Origin of the sequence: Enterobacter soli ATCC BAA-2102 (genome assembly GCF_001654845.1) — a bacterium.
GTDB lineage: Bacteria > Pseudomonadota > Gammaproteobacteria > Enterobacterales > Enterobacteriaceae > Enterobacter > Enterobacter soli.
Genome location: NZ_LXES01000052.1, coordinates 87468 through 104297 on the forward strand (window position 1 = coordinate 87468; position 16830 = coordinate 104297).

At 55.5% G+C, this 16830-nt stretch carries 15 protein-coding genes; 3 read left to right on the top strand and 12 right to left on the bottom strand.

All coding sequences use genetic code 11. The features are described from left to right. Nucleotides 1-43 precede the first annotated feature (43 nt). The 5 genes from glnB to purL all read right to left on the bottom strand — a co-directional run bounded on the left by glnB (nt 44) and on the right by purL (nt 8437). Nucleotides 44-382, bottom strand: a complete 339-nt coding sequence (glnB, locus tag M987_RS22520) for a nitrogen regulatory protein P-II (protein ID WP_003860685.1) — start codon at nt 380-382, stop codon at nt 44-46. Between the two features lie 80 nt (nt 383-462). Continuing rightward, on the bottom strand, nt 463-1800 hold the full coding sequence (gene glrR / locus M987_RS22525; RefSeq protein WP_014071360.1) for a two-component system response regulator GlrR: 1338 nt from the start codon (nt 1798-1800) through the stop codon (nt 463-465). Then, a complete protein-coding gene (qseG, locus tag M987_RS22530; RefSeq protein ID WP_014071361.1) occupies nt 1797-2555 on the bottom strand; it encodes a two-component system QseEF-associated lipoprotein QseG in 759 nt (252 codons plus the stop codon). The genes glrR and qseG overlap by 4 nt, the downstream gene beginning before the upstream one ends. Next, complete coding sequence (gene qseE / locus M987_RS22535) at nt 2552-3985, bottom strand: two component system sensor histidine kinase QseE/GlrK (RefSeq protein ID WP_041162268.1); 1434 nt, start codon at nt 3983-3985, stop codon at nt 2552-2554. The genes qseG and qseE overlap by 4 nt, the downstream gene beginning before the upstream one ends. 564 nt (nt 3986-4549) lie before the next feature. Next, on the bottom strand, nt 4550-8437 hold the full coding sequence (purL, locus tag M987_RS22540; protein ID WP_014071363.1) for a phosphoribosylformylglycinamidine synthase: 3888 nt from the start codon (nt 8435-8437) through the stop codon (nt 4550-4552). Between the two features lie 267 nt (nt 8438-8704). Here purL and mltF point away from each other — a divergent pair, with 267 nt between their 5' ends. Continuing rightward, nucleotides 8705-10255: a membrane-bound lytic murein transglycosylase MltF gene (gene mltF, locus M987_RS22545; RefSeq protein ID WP_014071364.1), complete on the top strand. Its 1551-nt coding sequence runs from the start codon at nt 8705-8707 to the stop codon at nt 10253-10255. Here mltF and tadA read toward each other — a convergent pair. Genes tadA through murQ form a run of 4 tightly spaced genes read right to left on the bottom strand, consistent with a single transcriptional unit; the run spans nt 10143 to nt 13613 of the window. Next, entirely contained in the window at nt 10143-10649 is a 507-nt protein-coding gene (gene tadA / locus M987_RS22550) for a tRNA adenosine(34) deaminase TadA (RefSeq protein ID WP_041162105.1), read from the bottom strand. The genes mltF and tadA overlap by 113 nt on opposite strands. Nucleotides 10650-10705: 56 nt before the next feature. Then, nucleotides 10706-11341, bottom strand: a complete 636-nt coding sequence (gene yfhb / locus M987_RS22555; protein WP_014071366.1) for a phosphatidylglycerophosphatase C — start codon at nt 11339-11341, stop codon at nt 10706-10708. A gap of 3 nt (nt 11342-11344) precedes the next feature. Beyond that, nucleotides 11345-12706 (bottom strand): PTS transporter subunit EIIC, encoded by a 1362-nt coding sequence (locus M987_RS22560; RefSeq protein ID WP_014071367.1) that lies wholly within the window; start codon nt 12704-12706, stop codon nt 11345-11347. A gap of 13 nt (nt 12707-12719) precedes the next feature. After that, entirely contained in the window at nt 12720-13613 is an 894-nt protein-coding gene (murQ, locus tag M987_RS22565; RefSeq protein WP_014071368.1) for an N-acetylmuramic acid 6-phosphate etherase, read from the bottom strand. A 119-nt stretch (nt 13614-13732) separates the two neighbouring features. Between murQ and M987_RS22570 the strand changes: the two genes are divergently transcribed. Then, nucleotides 13733-14581, top strand: a complete 849-nt coding sequence (locus tag M987_RS22570; protein ID WP_014071369.1) for a MurR/RpiR family transcriptional regulator — start codon at nt 13733-13735, stop codon at nt 14579-14581. A gap of 56 nt (nt 14582-14637) precedes the next feature. Then, the gene (locus M987_RS22575) at nt 14638-14898 is read left to right on the top strand and encodes a YfhL family 4Fe-4S dicluster ferredoxin (protein WP_014071370.1); all 261 of its coding nucleotides are present in this window, start codon (nt 14638-14640) and stop codon (nt 14896-14898) included. A 10-nt stretch (nt 14899-14908) separates the two neighbouring features. Here M987_RS22575 and acpS read toward each other — a convergent pair whose 3' ends face one another. The 3 genes from acpS to recO form a co-directional block, all read right to left on the bottom strand. After that, on the bottom strand, nt 14909-15289 hold the full coding sequence (gene acpS / locus M987_RS22580) for a holo-ACP synthase (protein ID WP_014071371.1): 381 nt from the start codon (nt 15287-15289) through the stop codon (nt 14909-14911). Further along, nucleotides 15289-16020 (bottom strand): pyridoxine 5'-phosphate synthase, encoded by a 732-nt coding sequence (gene pdxJ, locus M987_RS22585; RefSeq protein ID WP_014071372.1) that lies wholly within the window; start codon nt 16018-16020, stop codon nt 15289-15291. The genes acpS and pdxJ overlap by 1 nt, the downstream gene beginning before the upstream one ends. A 75-nt stretch (nt 16021-16095) precedes the next feature. Continuing rightward, nucleotides 16096-16803 carry a DNA repair protein RecO gene (gene recO, locus M987_RS22590; RefSeq protein ID WP_041162269.1) on the bottom strand — a complete coding sequence of 236 codons (708 nt, stop codon included), beginning with the start codon at nt 16801-16803 and terminating at the stop codon, nt 16096-16098. Nucleotides 16804-16830 lie beyond the last annotated feature (27 nt).

Consider the following 16830-nt stretch of genomic DNA (forward strand, 5'->3'; position numbering starts at 1 on the left):
GTGGCGGCTGCGCCTTACCCGGCCTACAAAACCGTTGGCAATGTTAAATCGCCGCGTCGTCTTCTTCGCCGGTACGGATTCGAATTACGCGCGCCACGTCAAAGACGAAAATTTTACCGTCGCCAATCTTACCCGTCTGCGCCGTACGGATAATGGTATCCACACACGTATCCACGATGTCATCGCTCACCACGATTTCGATTTTCACTTTTGGCAGGAAGTCCACCATGTACTCTGCACCACGGTACAGTTCGGTGTGGCCTTTCTGGCGACCAAAACCTTTCACTTCTGTTACGGTCATCCCGGTGATGCCGACTTCAGCCAGTGCTTCACGTACATCATCCAGTTTGAAAGGTTTAATAATCGCATCAATCTTTTTCATGGTGGGTCCTTAAACTCTTGCCAGTAAGCTGCCTCGTAATCGGTTGCTCACAGTATCATATTCATTCGGTTTTTGCGGTACTACTCTTTAAAATCGTTCGCTTCCAGCTCGTGCCGCGACAGCAATTTGTAGAATTCTGTGCGGTTACGCCCGGCCATTCGCGCCGCGTGAGTCACGTTGCCTTTGGTAATTTGCAGTAGCTTACGCAAATAGTTTAGCTCGAACTGGTTACGTGCCTCTGCAAAAGTCGGCAGAGCCGTGTTTTCCCCTTCGAGCGCCTGCTCCACCAGCGCATCGCTGATCACCGGCGACGAGGTGAGCGCGACACATTGCTCGATAACGTTGACCAGCTGACGCACGTTCCCCGGCCAGCTTGCGGTCATCAGGCGCTTCATGGCATCGGTCGAAAAAGCACGGACGAAGGGTTTATGACGATCGGCAGACTGGCGCAGCAAATGGTTCGCCAGCAGCGGGATATCTTCCGCACGCTCGGCAAGCGCGGGGATTTTGAGGTTCACAACGTTCAGACGGTAGTAAAGGTCTTCACGGAACTCGTTGCGCGCCATCACTTTAGGTAAATCACGGTGGGTCGCTGAAATGATGCGCACGTTGATGTCGATATCGCGGTTACTGCCCAGCGGACGCACTTTGCGTTCCTGTAATACGCGCAACAGCTTAACCTGCAACGGCGCAGGCATATCGCCAATTTCATCAAGGAATAGCGTGCCGCCTTCTGCGGCCTGGAACAGCCCTTCTCTGCTGCTCACCGCGCCGGTAAAGGCCCCGCGCGAGTGACCAAACAGCTCAGACTCCAGCAGCTGTTCCGGCAGTGCGCCACAGTTAATGGCGATAAAGGCATTTTTGCTGCGCGGGCTGGCATTGTGGATAGCCTGCGCCAGGATCTCTTTCCCGGTTCCGCTCTGGCCGTTAATCAGTACGCTGACGTCAGACTGTGCCACCATCCGTGCCTGTTCGAGCAGGCGTAACATGACGGGGCTGCGGGTCACGATGGATTCCCGCCATGCTTCATCACCAGACGGTGCGGTGTGTTCAAGCGCGCTGTCGATGGCTTTATAAAGCGCATCTTTATCGACGGGTTTGGTCAGAAAACTGAATACGCCCTGCTGCGTGGCAGCGACCGCATCGGGGATAGAGCCGTGGGCAGTGAGGATGATAACCGGCATCCCCGGCTGCTGCTTCTGGATCTCCGCAAACAGCTGCATCCCGTCCATCTCGTCCATGCGTAGATCGCTAATCACCAGGTCAATCTTTTCGCGACTGAGCACTTTCAGCCCTTCCTGCCCGCTTTCGGCGGTGACCACGCTATAGCCTTCGCTGACCAGACGCATTCCCAGCAGTTTTAACAATCCAGGATCATCGTCCACCAGCAAGAGATGGGCAGGTTTGCGGCTTGTCATGGCTTCACATCCTCTTGTTTCGTGTCGCTATCCTGATCCGGCGAGGTGGATGGCGAACTCCCCTTTGATCCATCAGGCAGATAGTTGCTCGCCGGTTTACGCGTTGAAAGCTGTCTTTCAATGTCGGTCAGGTTTTCAAGCTTGCGCGTGGTGGTATCAAGCTGAGCACGTAAATAATCCTGCTGCTGGCGCAGCGTATCGAGTTCAGCATCGCTGGACTGCTGCAACTTGCCGTAGCGTGAGCGCTCTTCAGCCAACTGAAGTTGCTGCACCTGTCCGTCCCGCCAGAGCTGATACACCGGGCGAACCTGCGCCGGAATGCTTGTTGCCAGCCCGTCCAGACGTGAGGTATTGGCACGACGTTCGACAGGCGTAATTTTGGCATCGGCCAGTAAGATTGCGCGTTTAAACGCGTCCTGCCAGGTGTCATCGTCCCACATTGCTGCCTTGGAACGAGCTGTTGTCGGCGCAAGGCGCTGCGAGCAATCGATACCCCGCAACCAGAACAGCGGGTTTGCTTCAACGTCATGCCCCGATAAATTCCAGATATCGTCGCATCCCGTTGTCAGAAAATCGGCCAGTTGATTCTCTGGCCATTTGGCATCAGGTTTATCACTGATAGCACTCGTGGGTGCATGGGAAACGCAGCCTGCCAGCAGAAGACATGGCAAACCCAGGCGTAATTTTTTGCTGGAAAACACCGCGCGCACTGCGCGGGAAAAGACGTGTGACATACTCACCAGACATAGATTCATTGTATTGATTTTTCCGGCCCAAGAGGCAGTTCGATACGAAAGCACACATCCGAGCGTTCGTCACTGGCGATATTGAGCTCACCCTGCATTCGCCGTATGCAGTCGCGGGCAATACTCAGCCCCAAACCGCTTCCTTTAACCGCACCTTTTCGCTGATGGCTCCCCTGGAAAAAGGGTTCGAAAATCATCGCTTTTTCATCATCAGGGATCGGGGTTCCCGTATTGGCTACGTCAATAAACACACGCGAGCCATTGGTATAACTACGGATATAAATGTTACCGGATTCAGTACCATAGTGCACCGCATTGGAATAAAGATTATCCAGCACGCTCATTAACAACATCGGCTCGGCAAAACAGACTGACTCGCCAAGCTCCACTTCGGTATGCATCATTTTAGCTCTTGCTGGCAGGCTGTGTGCAGAGATAACCATATCCACCAGCGGCGCTATCGCGACTTTCTCCAGAACCACCGCACCATCAGCCAGTTTGCGGTTGTAATCCAGCAGTTGCTCGATGAGCTTTTGCAAATTACGGCTGCTGGCATCCAGGATCTCGACAATCTCTTTTTGTTCGACGGTTAATGGCCCTGCGACCTCGTCAGCCAGCAGCTCTGTGCCTTCGCGCATACTGGCGAGCGGCGTTTTGAGTTCATGGGAGATATGGCGTAAAAACTGATGCCGCTGAGATTCGAGCCAGGCCAGGCGCTCGGAAAGCCAGATGATCCGCTGCCCGACGGAGCGTAATTCGCGCGGCCCCTTGAAAGCGACCGTATCACCCAGCGATTTCCCCTCGCCCAGGCGATTGATCATGCGCTGGATCCCCTTCACCGGGCCGATAATCATACGGGTAAACAGCAGTACCAGCCCCAGGCTGACCAAAAACAGCACCAGCGCCTGCCAGCCAAAGAACTGGCCTCGCTCGGCAATCTCTTGTTGCAGCTGCTGCCCACGGGAATAAATCACCGTACGCGTAGCCTGAACCATGTCGGTGTTCGCGCTGGCAAAGGCTTCAAGGCGCGCGGCGGCAGAGGCTGCCGGGCCACTGTTGTGGCACTGAAGCTGAGCCAGATCGTTAAGATCCTGACGCAGCGCCTGATACAGCTTGTCGTCAGGCAGGACACCTGCGTGCGCATCCAGCATTTCGCTGTAGCGCTTGCGTTGATTTTGATACACCTTTTCCAGCGTGCGATCGTCCAGAACACAATACTGGCGGTAGCTACGCTCCATCTCCAGCGCAGCGTTGGTCATCGCTTCACTACGCCTGGCATCGACCAGCGTAGTACGGTTGGTCAGTGCAGCCTGAGCACTCAGTGCATTCAGGCTTTGCCATGCCTGCCACGCCAGCACCAGCAGAGGCAGCAGGATCAGCAAAAACGCCATCATCACGAGTTGTCGCAAGGAACGAGGGAAAACAGGCCAGCGTTTCAACACATTACTCTCTTCATGTTGGTTTCAGGAGAGCGTAACTGAGTCTGCCCTTCAGATACAACAAAGCCGGGTAAAAACCCGGCTTTGTTGTGGAATGAGGCGGTGCCTAACTCGACGTTACGCCCTGGCCTGATAAGCAATGCTTTTATCAGTAGTTGGACGGCAGGCACCTTTTTGTGCGTCATTCGAAGTTTATGTAGCACGTCCCGAAGGGGCTGACATAAGAGGGTGAATGAGCCACTGGTTATTATTATGCAACAGCCGTGCCAGAATGCAAAACAAAATATTAACTTATTGAAATATATAATTTTTACTCATTTAGCCTGTAAATTATCAGTTGAATGATTTTCAGGCTAAGTGTCGCTATTCAGCAACACCTTAACGGGAACCTTAACTGCCATATATAAATCAATGAGTTAAATGTCTCCTTTTGGAGACACCTGACTCACAGGATTGTCGCGATTTTGCGACAAGGACAAAAAAGCCCGGTAGCGCTCACGCTTACCGGGCTGACAAGAGCAAGAACGTAGGCCGGGCAAACGTAGTGCCGCCCGGCAGAACCGATTACCCTAACTGTTTACGCGCGTTGCGGAAAATACGCATCCACGGGCTGTCTTCGCCCCAGTTTTCCGGGTGCCAGGAGTTGCTCACCGTGCGGAATACACGTTCCGGGTGCGGCATCATGATGGTCACACGGCCGTTTTCAGTGGTGACGGCGGTGATACCGTTCGCTGAGCCGTTCGGGTTAGCCGGGTAGGTTTGCGTGACTTTACCGAAGTTATCGACGAAGCGCAGCGCCACCAGACCTTTGCTTTCCAGCTCGGCAAGGTGTGCCGCGTTACGTACTTCGATTTGTCCTTCGCCGTGAGAAACCGCAATTGGCATCTGCGAGCCCACCATCCCCTGCAACAGCAGGGACGGGCTTTGCGTGACTTCGACCAGACTGAAACGCGCTTCGAAGCGGTCGGACTGGTTACGTACAAAGCGCGGCCAGGCTTCGCTGCCCGGGATCAGTTCACGCAGGTTAGACATCATCTGGCAGCCGTTACATACACCCAGTGCCAGCGTCTGCGGACGGTGGAAGAAGGTTTCGAATTCATCACGCACGCGATTGTTGAACAGAATAGATTTCGCCCAGCCTTCACCCGCACCTAGTACGTCACCGTAAGAGAAGCCGCCGCACGCCACCAGCGCCTGGAAATCTTCCAGACCGGTACGCCCTGCCAGCAGGTCACTCATGTGCACGTCGATGGCATCAAAGCCTGCACGGTGGAAGGCAGCCGCCATCTCAACATGGGAGTTAACGCCCTGCTCACGCAGCACGGCCACTTTCGGACGCGCGCCGGTCGCAATGTACGGTGCAGCAATGTCTTCATTGATATCGAAGGAGAGCTTCACGTTCAGGCCAGGATCGTTATCGTTGGCTTTTGCGTCGTGTTCCTGATCGGCACATTCCGGGTTGTCACGCAGGCGCTGCATCTGCCAGGTGGTTTCTGCCCACCACATACGCAGGGTGGTGCGGCTTTCGCTGAACACCGCATGGCCGTCGGCTTCAATCACGAAGCGGTCGCCCTGAACGGCTTTACCCAGATAATGCACACAATCGGCCAGGCCGTGCTGAGCCAGTACGGCTTCAACGGCGTCGCGATCTGCGGCACGAACCTGAATCACTGCACCCAACTCTTCATTGAACAGCGCAGCCAGTCGGTCTTCACCCAGCGTGGCAATGTTCGCTTCCACACCACAGTGGCCGGTAAAGGCCATTTCCGCCAGCGTGACCAGCAGACCACCGTCTGAACGGTCGTGGTAGGCCAGCAGTTTGCGCTGAGCAACCAGCGCCTGAATGGCGTCGTAGAAACCTTTTAACTGTGCTACATCGCGCACATCGGCAGGTTTATCACCAAGCTGACGGTAAACCTGTGCCAGCGCGGTTGCGCCCAGTGCGTTGTGGCCTTTACCCAGGTCAATCAGCAGCAGGGCGTTGTCTTCGATCGCCAGCTGCGGGGTGATGGTATGACGCACATCTTCCACGCGGGCAAATGCGGTGATCACCAGCGACAGCGGAGACGTCATCTCGCGCTGCTCGTTGCCTTCCTGCCAGCGGGTTTTCATCGACATGGAGTCTTTACCCACCGGAATGGTCAGGCCGAGCGCAGGACACAGCTCTTCACCTACCGCTTTCACCGCTTCATACAGGCCAGCATCTTCTCCCGGGTGACCAGCCGCCGCCATCCAGTTAGCTGACAATTTGATACGTTTAATGTCGCCAATCTGGGTGGCCGCGATGTTGGTCAGCGCTTCACCTACCGCCAGACGCGCAGATGCTGCGAAGTCCAGCAGGGCTACCGGAGTACGTTCCCCCAGCGCCATTGCTTCGCCGTAGTAGCTGTCGAGGCTTGCGGTGGTCACGGCGCAGTTCGCCACCGGGATCTGCCACGGACCAACCATCTGATCGCGCGACACCATACCGGTTACGGTACGGTCGCCGATGGTGACCAGGAAGGTTTTTTCCGCCACAGCAGGCAGGTGCAGAACGCGGTTAACCGCTTCTGCAACGGTAATGTCCTGACGATCCAGCGTCTTGCCCGCCGCTTTACGGGTTGTTACGTCGCGGGTCATCTTCGGCGTTTTGCCCAGCAGCACGTCCAGCGGCAGATCGATTGGCTGGTTGTCAAAGTGAGTGTCGCTTAAGGAGAGGTGCTGTTCTTCGGTGGCTTCACCGATAACGGCATAAGGTGCGCGCTCGCGGCGGCACAGCTCGTCAAACAGCGGCAACTGGTCAGCGGCAACAGCCAGCACGTAGCGTTCCTGGGATTCGTTACACCAGATTTCCAGTGGGCTCATGCCTGGCTCATCGCTCAGGATGTCGCGCAGGTTAAAGCGGCCGCCGCGACCACCGTCGCTGACCAGTTCCGGCATGGCGTTAGACAGACCGCCCGCGCCCACGTCGTGAATAAAGAGAATTGGGTTAGCTTCGCCAAGCTGCCAGCAGCGGTCGATCACTTCCTGGCAACGACGTTCCATTTCCGGGTTGTCACGCTGTACAGAAGCGAAGTCGAGATCCGCATCAGACTGACCAGATGCCATTGAAGAGGCCGCACCGCCGCCCAGGCCGATATTCATTGCCGGGCCACCCAGTACGATCAGCTTCGCACCAACGACGATCTCGCCTTTCTGCACGTGATCGGCACGAATGTTACCGATCCCACCGGCCAGCATGATCGGTTTGTGGTAGCCGCGCAGCTCTTCGCCGTTGTGGCTGTCCACTTTCTCTTCGTAGGTACGGAAGTAACCGTTCAGCGCCGGACGACCAAATTCGTTGTTGAACGCTGCGCCGCCCAGCGGGCCTTCGGTCATGATATCCAGCGCAGTCACAATGCGCTCTGGCTTACCGAAATCTTCCTCCCACGGCTGTTCAAAGCCCGGGATACGCAGGTTGGAAACAGAGAAGCCCACCAGACCGGCTTTCGGTTTTGCACCACGTCCGGTTGCGCCCTCATCGCGGATTTCACCGCCAGAGCCGGTTGCCGCACCCGGCCACGGAGAGATCGCCGTCGGGTGGTTGTGGGTTTCAACCTTCATCAGGATATGCGCAGGCTCCTGGTGGAAGTCATAGCGCCCTGCTTCGCGGTCGGCGAAGAAGCGGCCCACCTCAGAACCTTCCATCACCGCGGCGTTGTCTTTATAAGCAGACAGCACGTGGTCAGGAGTTTGTTCCATGGTGTTTTTGATCATTTTGAACAGCGACTTCGGCTGTTGTTCACCGTCGATAACCCAGTCGGCGTTGAAGATTTTGTGGCGGCAGTGTTCGGAGTTGGCCTGCGCGAACATGTAGAGTTCGATGTCGTTCGGGTTACGGTTCAGCTTAACGAACGCATCCTGCAGGTAATCAATCTCATCTTCAGCCAGTGCCAGGCCGAGACGCAGGTTGGCGTCAATCAGCGCCTGACGGCCCTGCCCCAGCAGGTCCACGCTCTGAACAGGCGCAGGCTGATGATGGGAGAAGAGTTTTTGCGCGTCGTCCAGAGAGGTAAACACGCTCTCCATCATGCGATCGTGCAGTTCAGCGGCAACGGCCTGCCATTGTTCGGCCGTCAGCGTAGAGGCTTCCACATAGTACGCCACACCACGTTCCAGACGGTTAATCTGGCTCAGGCCGCAGTTGTGGGCAATGTCGGTGGCTTTGGAAGACCAGGGGGAGATGGTACCAGGGCGAGGCGTAGCCAGGATTAATTTGCCGGTTGGCGTATGGCTGCTCAGACTTGGGCCATACTTGAGCAGGCGTTCCAGCTGTACTCGCTCCTCTGCATTCAGGGGTGCATTCAGGTCAGCAAAATGGACATACTCAGCGTAAATATTGCTTACCGGAAGGTCGGCTGCCTGAAAACGTGCCAGCAGTTTGTTGATACGGAAGGCAGACAGTGCAGGCGAACCACGCAGAATTTCCATCATAAGTCTCTCGTCTTCGAAGCGCCGGGGCGCTTACAGTGTGCGCAAGGGGGGAAAACGGGCGTCATTATAGAGAATCCTGAGCGCCGACGAAACCGTTTGCGTCGAAATAAAATCGACCGCGACATTTAACAATAGATGTGACCTCTCTCTCTAATTTGTTGCCAACTGGCGTAAGTTTGCGCAAAATGCCGCACATTCAATGACAAACCTTATTCTTCACATGGCTACAGCACACTGAGGCACCCGGCGTCGCAGAGAATTAACTAATTGAAAAAATTAAAGATTAATTATCTGCTCATCGGCATAGTTACCTTGCTGCTGGCAGTGGCCCTCTGGCCTTCTATCCCCTGGTTCGGCAAAGCCGAAAACCGTATCGCCGCGATTAAAGAGCGGGGGGAGCTGCGCGTCAGTACCCTGAGTTCCCCGCTGATTTACGGTGACATCAACGGCAAAACCATTGGCCTGGATTATGAACTGGCCCAGCAGTTCGCCGATTACCTCGGCGTAAAGCTCAAAATTACCGTTCGCCAGAATATCAGCCAGCTGTTCGATGACCTGGATAACGACGATGCCGATATCCTGGCCGCCGGGCTGGTGTATAACAGCGAGCGCAGCAAGAATTATCAACCCGGGCCAACCTACTATTCGGTTTCACAGCAGCTGGTTTATCGCGTGGGAAACCCGCGCCCGCGTTCCCTTGCCTCTATTAATGAGCAGCAGCTCGCTATCGCCCCGGGCCATGTGGTGATTGACGACCTGCGAACTCTCAAAGAAAAGAAATACCCGGATCTCAGCTGGACGGTAGATCCTAAGCTTGGCACCACCGCGCTGCTGGAGCAGGTCAAAGACAAAAAGCTGGCTTACACCATCGCTGACTCCGTGGCCATCAGCCTTTTCCAGCGCGTACATCCGGAAATCGCCGTGGCGCTTGATGTAACCGATGAACAGCCTGTCACCTGGTTTAGCCAGCTCGATGACGATCAAACCCTGTCCGCCGCCATGCTCGATTTCTTTAATTCAATTAATGAAGACGGGACCCTGGCGCGCCTGGAAGAGAAATATCTGGGTCACGGTGAAGACTTTGATTATGTCGATACCCGGAGTTTTCTGCGTGCGGTAGATAGCGTGCTACCAGACCTGCAACCTTTGTTCGAGAAATACGCCCAGGAGATTGACTGGCGGCTGCTGGCGGCGATTTCTTATCAGGAATCCCACTGGGACACTCAGGCCACCTCGCCAACCGGCGTGCGTGGTTTAATGATGCTGACCAAAAATACTGCACAGAGCCTTGGCATTAGCGACCGGACCGATGCAGAACAGAGCATCAGCGGTGGCGCACAATATTTGCAGGATATGATGACCAAAGTGCCGGAGACAGTGCCGGAAGAAGAGCGTATCTGGTTTGCGCTAGCGGCCTATAACATGGGCTACGCGCATATGCTTGATGCGCGCGCACTGACGGCAAAAACAAAAGGCAACCCGGATAGCTGGTCAGATGTAAAACAGCGGCTGCCGTTACTGAGCCAAAAACCCTGGTACAACAAGCTGACCTATGGTTACGCGCGCGGGCATGAGGCTTACGCCTATGTGGAGAATATCCGTAAGTACCAGATTAGTCTGGTAGGTTATCTGCTTGAAAAAGAAAAAGAAGCGGTAGAGGCAAAACAGCTGGCACAAAGCTATCCGGTGGTCTTGCCGAACGAAGTTAATCGTCCGACGGCTTCAATTCTGCCTTTTGTTGCTTTTTCTGCTGCCGGCGCATTCGAAAGAAGTCACTTAGTAGCCCCGAACACTCTGGTGCAAGCACCCCGCCGATAGTCTTGACCTGATGGTTCATGCCCGGATGACCAAGCACATCCATCAGTGAACCTGCCGCACCGGTTTTTTCATCCCGCGCACCAAACACCAGCGTGCCAATACGGCTGTGCACCATGGCCCCGGAGCACATAACACAGGGTTCCAGGGTGACATACAGCGTGGTATCCAGCAGACGGTAGTTTTGCAGCACCAGCCCACCCTGGCGTAACGCCATGATTTCAGCATGAGCCGTGGGATCGTGGCGGCCTATAGGACGGTTCCACCCTTCTCCAATCACCTGGTTGTTATGAACAAGAACCGCACCCACGGGCACTTCGCCCTCTTCCCAGGCGCGTTGGGCCAGCGTCAGCGCGTGGCGCATCCAGTATTCATGATTGTGTTCGGGATTGGACAACGTTAGATACTCCAGTCTAAAGCGGGCGGCATTATACACACCACTTCCGCATAAGACTATTCGAGTTGCTGAAGTTCACCAACCGGGGTCACACGCCAGCGGTGCTGGCAGAAATAGAGCAGAGGGTTATCCTGCTTGCTGTCGCTGTAGCCGCTGTAGAGGCGAAGCGGCGTGCCGATCCGCTTTTCCAGTTGCGCCACCTTTTCGTGCCCGAGGCAGCGCATAGTCAGCACCCAGCCGCCGTAACCGCGGGCGATTTGAGTGGCGATAAGATTAACCCGCGGTAACCACGGTGTATCGGCGTAGACCTGTTCCACCAGCGGCTGCGGCGAACCGGTAATCAGCCAGATATCCGCATCATTTTCAGCGAGGTATCGTGTCAGCCTTTCCTGCACAACCGGAAACGCGATCACATGACTGCGAAACCAGTGGGCAAAATCCCGTTCGAGCTGTTTAAGCCGCGCTTCGCTGTGGCCGAATGTGCAGCCCCACAACAGCAGGCTCATCGGCCAACGCGCAGCGCGCCCTTTAATCAGCAATGCCAGGCCAACAACCGGTAAGAGAGGCAGTACGAGCAGTGCATTCAGCGGCTGACGCCGTAGCAGGTAGCGCATAAACGTACCAAACATATCCTGCTGATGCAGCGTTCCGTCCAGGTCAAAAAAGACAACACGACGCTCGTGATTAGCCAAACCTTACTCCTCTGGGTCGTTGAATCCTAACAGCCAGGTAAACAAGAACCCGGCGATCACCGCTACCAGATAGCCTAACAGATAGAGCATGACTTTTCCGGTCACGATGGTTAACGCCAGCGGCAAACCGGAAATGCCAAAGGTGATCACCGTTGCCACTTTCCAGTAGCTGATGAGCGCGCCGCCTACAGCACCGCCCAGACATGCCCCGAGGAAAGGCTTGCCGAGCGGCAGGGTTACACCGAAGATCAGCGGCTCGCCAATGCCCAGCAATCCGACCGGCAGCGCCCCTTTAATCACCTTCTTCCGACGTGTGTTGCGGGTCTTCATCAGTACCGCAATAGCCGCGCCAACCTGCCCGACGCCCGCCATCGACAGGATCGGCAGCAAGGCGTTATAACCGTGCGCTTGTACCAGCTCAACGTGAATGGGCACCAGACCCTGATGCAAACCGGTTAACACCAGCGGCAGGAACGTCCCTGACAATACTGCGCCCACCAGCAAACCGCCCCGGTCGATAGCCAAAGAAGCACCGTGGGCGATGGCTTCTGAAATCCAGCCGCCGAGCGGTTGCAGTGCAACAATCGCCACGCTACCGGTAATGAGGGTGGTGAGCAGTGGATTAAGGATAAGCTCAATCGAACCCGGTAGCAGGGTACGCAGCTTTTTCTCAATCCAGCACATCAGGATGACCACCAGCAGCACGGCGATGACGCCACCACGCCCGGGCTGTAGGGCTTCACCAAACAGGGTGATCTGCGCCAGTTGCGGGCTGGAGAGGATCCCGGCCATCACGCCACCCATTGCCAGCGAGCCACCAAATACTTTTGCGGTGTTGACCCCCACCAGAATATTCATAATGGCAAACACGGCGCTGCCGAAAATGGCCAGAATACCCAGCAAGTTTGGATAGTGGGTGGCAAAGTCCCCCACGATATCCGGGCGCTTAAGGATATTGATGATCCCGGTGATCAAACCGGAGGCAATGAAGGCCGGGATCAGTGGAATAAAGACGTTTGCCAGCTGCCGCAGCGCATCGCTCATTGGGGCTTTGTATTTTGCCTTTGCCTGCGCTTTGGTGCGTTCAGCATCGTCAAACGAGGCGGTGGCTTCTCCCCCCATCAACGCCCGCATGGCATCCACCACCTGTGCGGCTTTACCCGGGCCGACAATCAGCTGATGCTGCTGCCCTTGTTTAACGTATCCGCTCACCCCGGAAAGCTGCTTCAGGCGCGGCAGGTCAAGCTGCTCGTCGTCATGCACTTCAACACGCACACGCGTCATGCAGTTTTCCAGACGCTGAATATTTTTTTCCCCGCCAATCCCCTGCAAAATACCGCTGGCGAGCGCTGCCGTTTTTTCCATACACGCCTCTGTTTTAGTTTTCTAAAGCCGCCCGTAAAAACCCATGATGCGTATCGAGTTTTGCTCTCGCAGCGGTTGCATCCAGCCCGCTTAAAATCATCAGAATGGCGGGTTTCACATCATAATCCGTCTGTCTGAGGACGGATTCCGCCTCTTCGCGGCTTGCGCCTGTGGCTTCCACCACCATCCGGCAGGCCCGGTCAATCAGCTTGATGTTGGTGGCTTTCATATCCACCATCAGGTTTTGGTACACCTTGCCAAACTTGACCATCGCGCCGGTTGAAATCATGTTGAGCACCAGCTTTTGTGCCGTGCCGGATTTCAGACGTGTGGAGCCGGTAAGCGCCTCAGGCCCGACGACCGGGGAAATAGCAATGGCGGCGACCTGCGCAATCGGCGAGCCAGGATTGCACGAGATAGCAACCGTGGTGCAGCCAGTGTGGTTAGCATATTCCAGCCCGCCGATGACATACGGCGTGCGCCCGGATGCCGCCAGCCCGACGACCAGATCCCGCTTGCTCAGATTCAGCGCTTTCAGGTCATCTTCCCCGAGCTGTTTGTTGTCTTCCGCGCCCTCTACGGCTTTCAGAAGCGCACCCGGGCCACCGGCGATAAGCCCGATAACCAGCCCATGCGGTACACCGAACGTTGGCGGACATTCAGAGGCATCGAGCACGCCAAGACGCCCACTGGTTCCCGCGCCCATATAGATGATGCGGCCACCCGATTTCAGTGCGGTGGCTGCCGCATCGACAGCTTTTGCCACTTCCGGTAATGTCTCTTTCACTGCCTGCGCGACCAGCGTATCCTGTTGATTAAAACGGTTAACCAGCTCCAGCGTGGAGAGTGCGTCCAGATCCATGGTTTGCGGGTTGCGCGTTTCAGAAACAAGTGAGCCAAGATTCATCTTTTGTACCTCAAGAATTTTTAATTCATAATAATCACACTATAATGGAATATAAAATTCATTCAGGCGAGCAAATTTCTTTATTTGCAGCAGCAATCACATTTTCGCCAGGAGAACGTATGAACTGTTTAATCCGCATCCGCCAGCGTTACGCAGGCTTTGCCCAGAGCGATAAAAAGCTGGCGGATTTCCTGCTGACGCAGCCCGACCACGCCCGCCATCTCAGCTCGCAGCAGCTGGCGAGCGAAGCGGGAGTGAGCCAGTCCAGCGTGGTGAAATTTGCCCAGAAGATTGGCTTTAAAGGTTTCCCGGCTTTAAAACTTGCCATCAGCGAAGCGCTGGTGAGCAATCCCAACCCGCAGTCTATGCCGGTGCACAACCAGATCCGCGGTGATGACCCGATGCGGCTGGTGGGGGAAAAACTGATCAAAGAGAATGTGGCAGCGATGCACGCCACACTCGACGTCAATACAGAAGAAAAATTGCTGGAAAGCGTGGCGATGCTGCGTACCGCGCGGCGGATCATTTTGACCGGGATTGGCGCGTCGGGTCTGGTGGCGCGTAATTTTGGCTGGAAGCTGACCAAAATTGGTTACAACGGCATTGTCGAGCTTGATATGCACGCTCTGCTTGCTACGGTGCAGGCGATGGAGCCTGATGATTTACTGGTGGCTATCTCCTATTCCGGCGAGCGTCGCGAGATCAACATGGCTACCGATGAGGCCCTGCGCGTTGGCGGGAAAATACTGGCGATCACGGGTTTTACCCCTAATGCCCTGCAACAACGGGCAACGCGCTGTTTGTATACCATTGCGGAAGAGCAGGCGACGCGCAGCGCGGCTATCTCATCCACCAGTGCCCAAATGATGCTGACGGACCTTCTGTTTATGGCGTTGGTTCAGCAGGATCTGGAACACGCTCCGGAACGTATTCGCCACAGCGAGGAGCTGGTAAAAAAATTGGTTTGAACAGGGAATGCGCATATAATGCCCGCCCTGTTTGTGTTGTTTCTGAGAAATTCCTGATGGCGCTGTTAATCACCAAAAAATGCATCAATTGCGATATGTGCGAACCCGAATGCCCAAACGAGGCGATTTCGATGGGTGACAGCATTTATGAGATTAACAGCGACCGCTGCACGGAATGTATCGGCCACTACGAAACACCGACCTGCCAGAAAGTGTGCCCAATCCCCAATACGATCCTCAAAGATCCGGCACACGTTGAAAGCGAAGAACAGCTGTGGGATAAGTTTGTCCTGATGCACCACGCGGACAAACTGTAAGGGTCTGTCTCTAACTTTCGATAATCACCGTCGCGCTGGCGTAGTGGCGTTCATCCGCGATTGTCACGTGCATATGCGCCACGCCGAGTCTCTCGGCCAACTTCTGCGCTTCGCCCCATAAACGCAGGCGCGGCTTGCCCAGTTCATCGTTAAACACTTCAAACTGATTAAACGCCAGACCGTTGCGAATGCCCGTACCAAAGGCTTTGGCGGCCGCTTCTTTCACCGCAAAACGCTTTGCCAGAAAACGCACCGGCTGCTGATGCGCTTCCCAGATGGCCCATTCGTTATCACTTAGCACGCGTCGTGCAAGGCGATCGCCGCTACGGGCGATCACCGCTTCAATGCGGGCTATTTCGACGATATCCGTGCCTAAGCCCAGAATAGCCATTACTTGCGCGCTTCCAGCATCAGGCGTTTCATCTCTGATACCGCCTCTTTCAGGCCACTCATCACCGCACGGCCAATAATGGCGTGACCGATATTCAGCTCATGCATTTCTGGCAATGCTGCGATGGCTTTGACGTTGTGATAGGTCAGGCCGTGGCCCGCGTTAACTTTAAGACCCAGACCTGCCGCATAGGTGGCAGCTTTAGCAATGCGCTCCAGCTCTTTAGCCTGAGTGGCATCGTCTTCGGCATCTGCGTAGCAGCCGGTATGGATTTCGATGTATGGCGCGCCCACGTCAGCAGCGGCTTTAATCTGGTCGAAATCAGCATCGATAAACAGCGAAACCAGAATGCCCGCGTCCGCCAGGCGTTTGCAGGCATCACGCATTTTGTCGAACTGGCCTGCCACATCCAGCCCACCTTCAGTGGTCACTTCCTGACGTTTTTCCGGCACCAGGCAGCAGAAATGCGGTTTGGTGTCGCAGGCGATGGTCAGCATCTCTTCCGTGACGGCCATTTCCAGATTCATGCGGGTATCCAGCGTTTGACGCAGAATGCGCACGTCACGGTCGGTGATGTGGCGGCGGTCTTCACGCAGGTGAACGGTAATGCCGTCAGCGCCAGCCTGCTCAGCGATAAATGCCGCCTGAACCGGATCAGGATACGCCGTGCCGCGTGCATTACGCAGCGTGGCAATATGATCAATGTTGACGCCTAACAGTAATTCAGCCATGACAATCCTCGGTATTTTGGTTCATTTCCCTTCCCCCTCTCCCTCCGGGAGAGGGCTGGGGTGAGGGGTAAAACGTTAACGTTTCGGCATAAACTGCCTGAATAATTCGCGGCTCTTTAAGGGCTTGCCACCAAGATACGGCTTGAGTGCAATTCGGGTAAAGCGTTTTGCCGCGCGCAGGGTATCAGCATCCGGGAACTCGCGTTCATACAGCGCCCTGAGCTGCCGCCCGGTAAATGTACTGTTATCAATGACGATGCTGGCGATAAAGCCTTTTTCCTCGCGATAACGGTACGTCATCGTGTCGTCTACCTGCTCACCGCTACCTGCGCAGTGCAAAAAATCCACGCCGTAGCCAAGATGCCCCAGCAGCGCCAGCTCGAAACGGCGCAGCGCCGGTTCCGGCGTGCCGGTTGCACCAGCAAGTGCCTGGATACAGTGCAGATAATCAAAGAAAAGTTCAGAGAAGCGAGTCTCATGTTCAAGAACGCGTGAGATGAGTTCATTGACATATAGGCCGCTGTAAAGCGTGATACCAGAAAGGGGGAGCGCCAGAGAGACGGCTTCAGCACTGCGCAGGGTTTTCACTTCCCCTCGCCCGCCAAAACGGACCAGCAACGGTGTGAAAGGCTGTAATGCGCCTTTCAGATTAGAACGTTTGGAACGTGCGCCTTTAGCAACAAGGCGCACGCGACCCGACTCTTCCGTGAAGACGTCCAGCATAAGGCTGGTTTCGCTCCAGGGACGACTATGCAATACGAAGGCGCGCTGCCATCCTTCCATCATACTCGTCGTCTTTCAAGTTGCAGG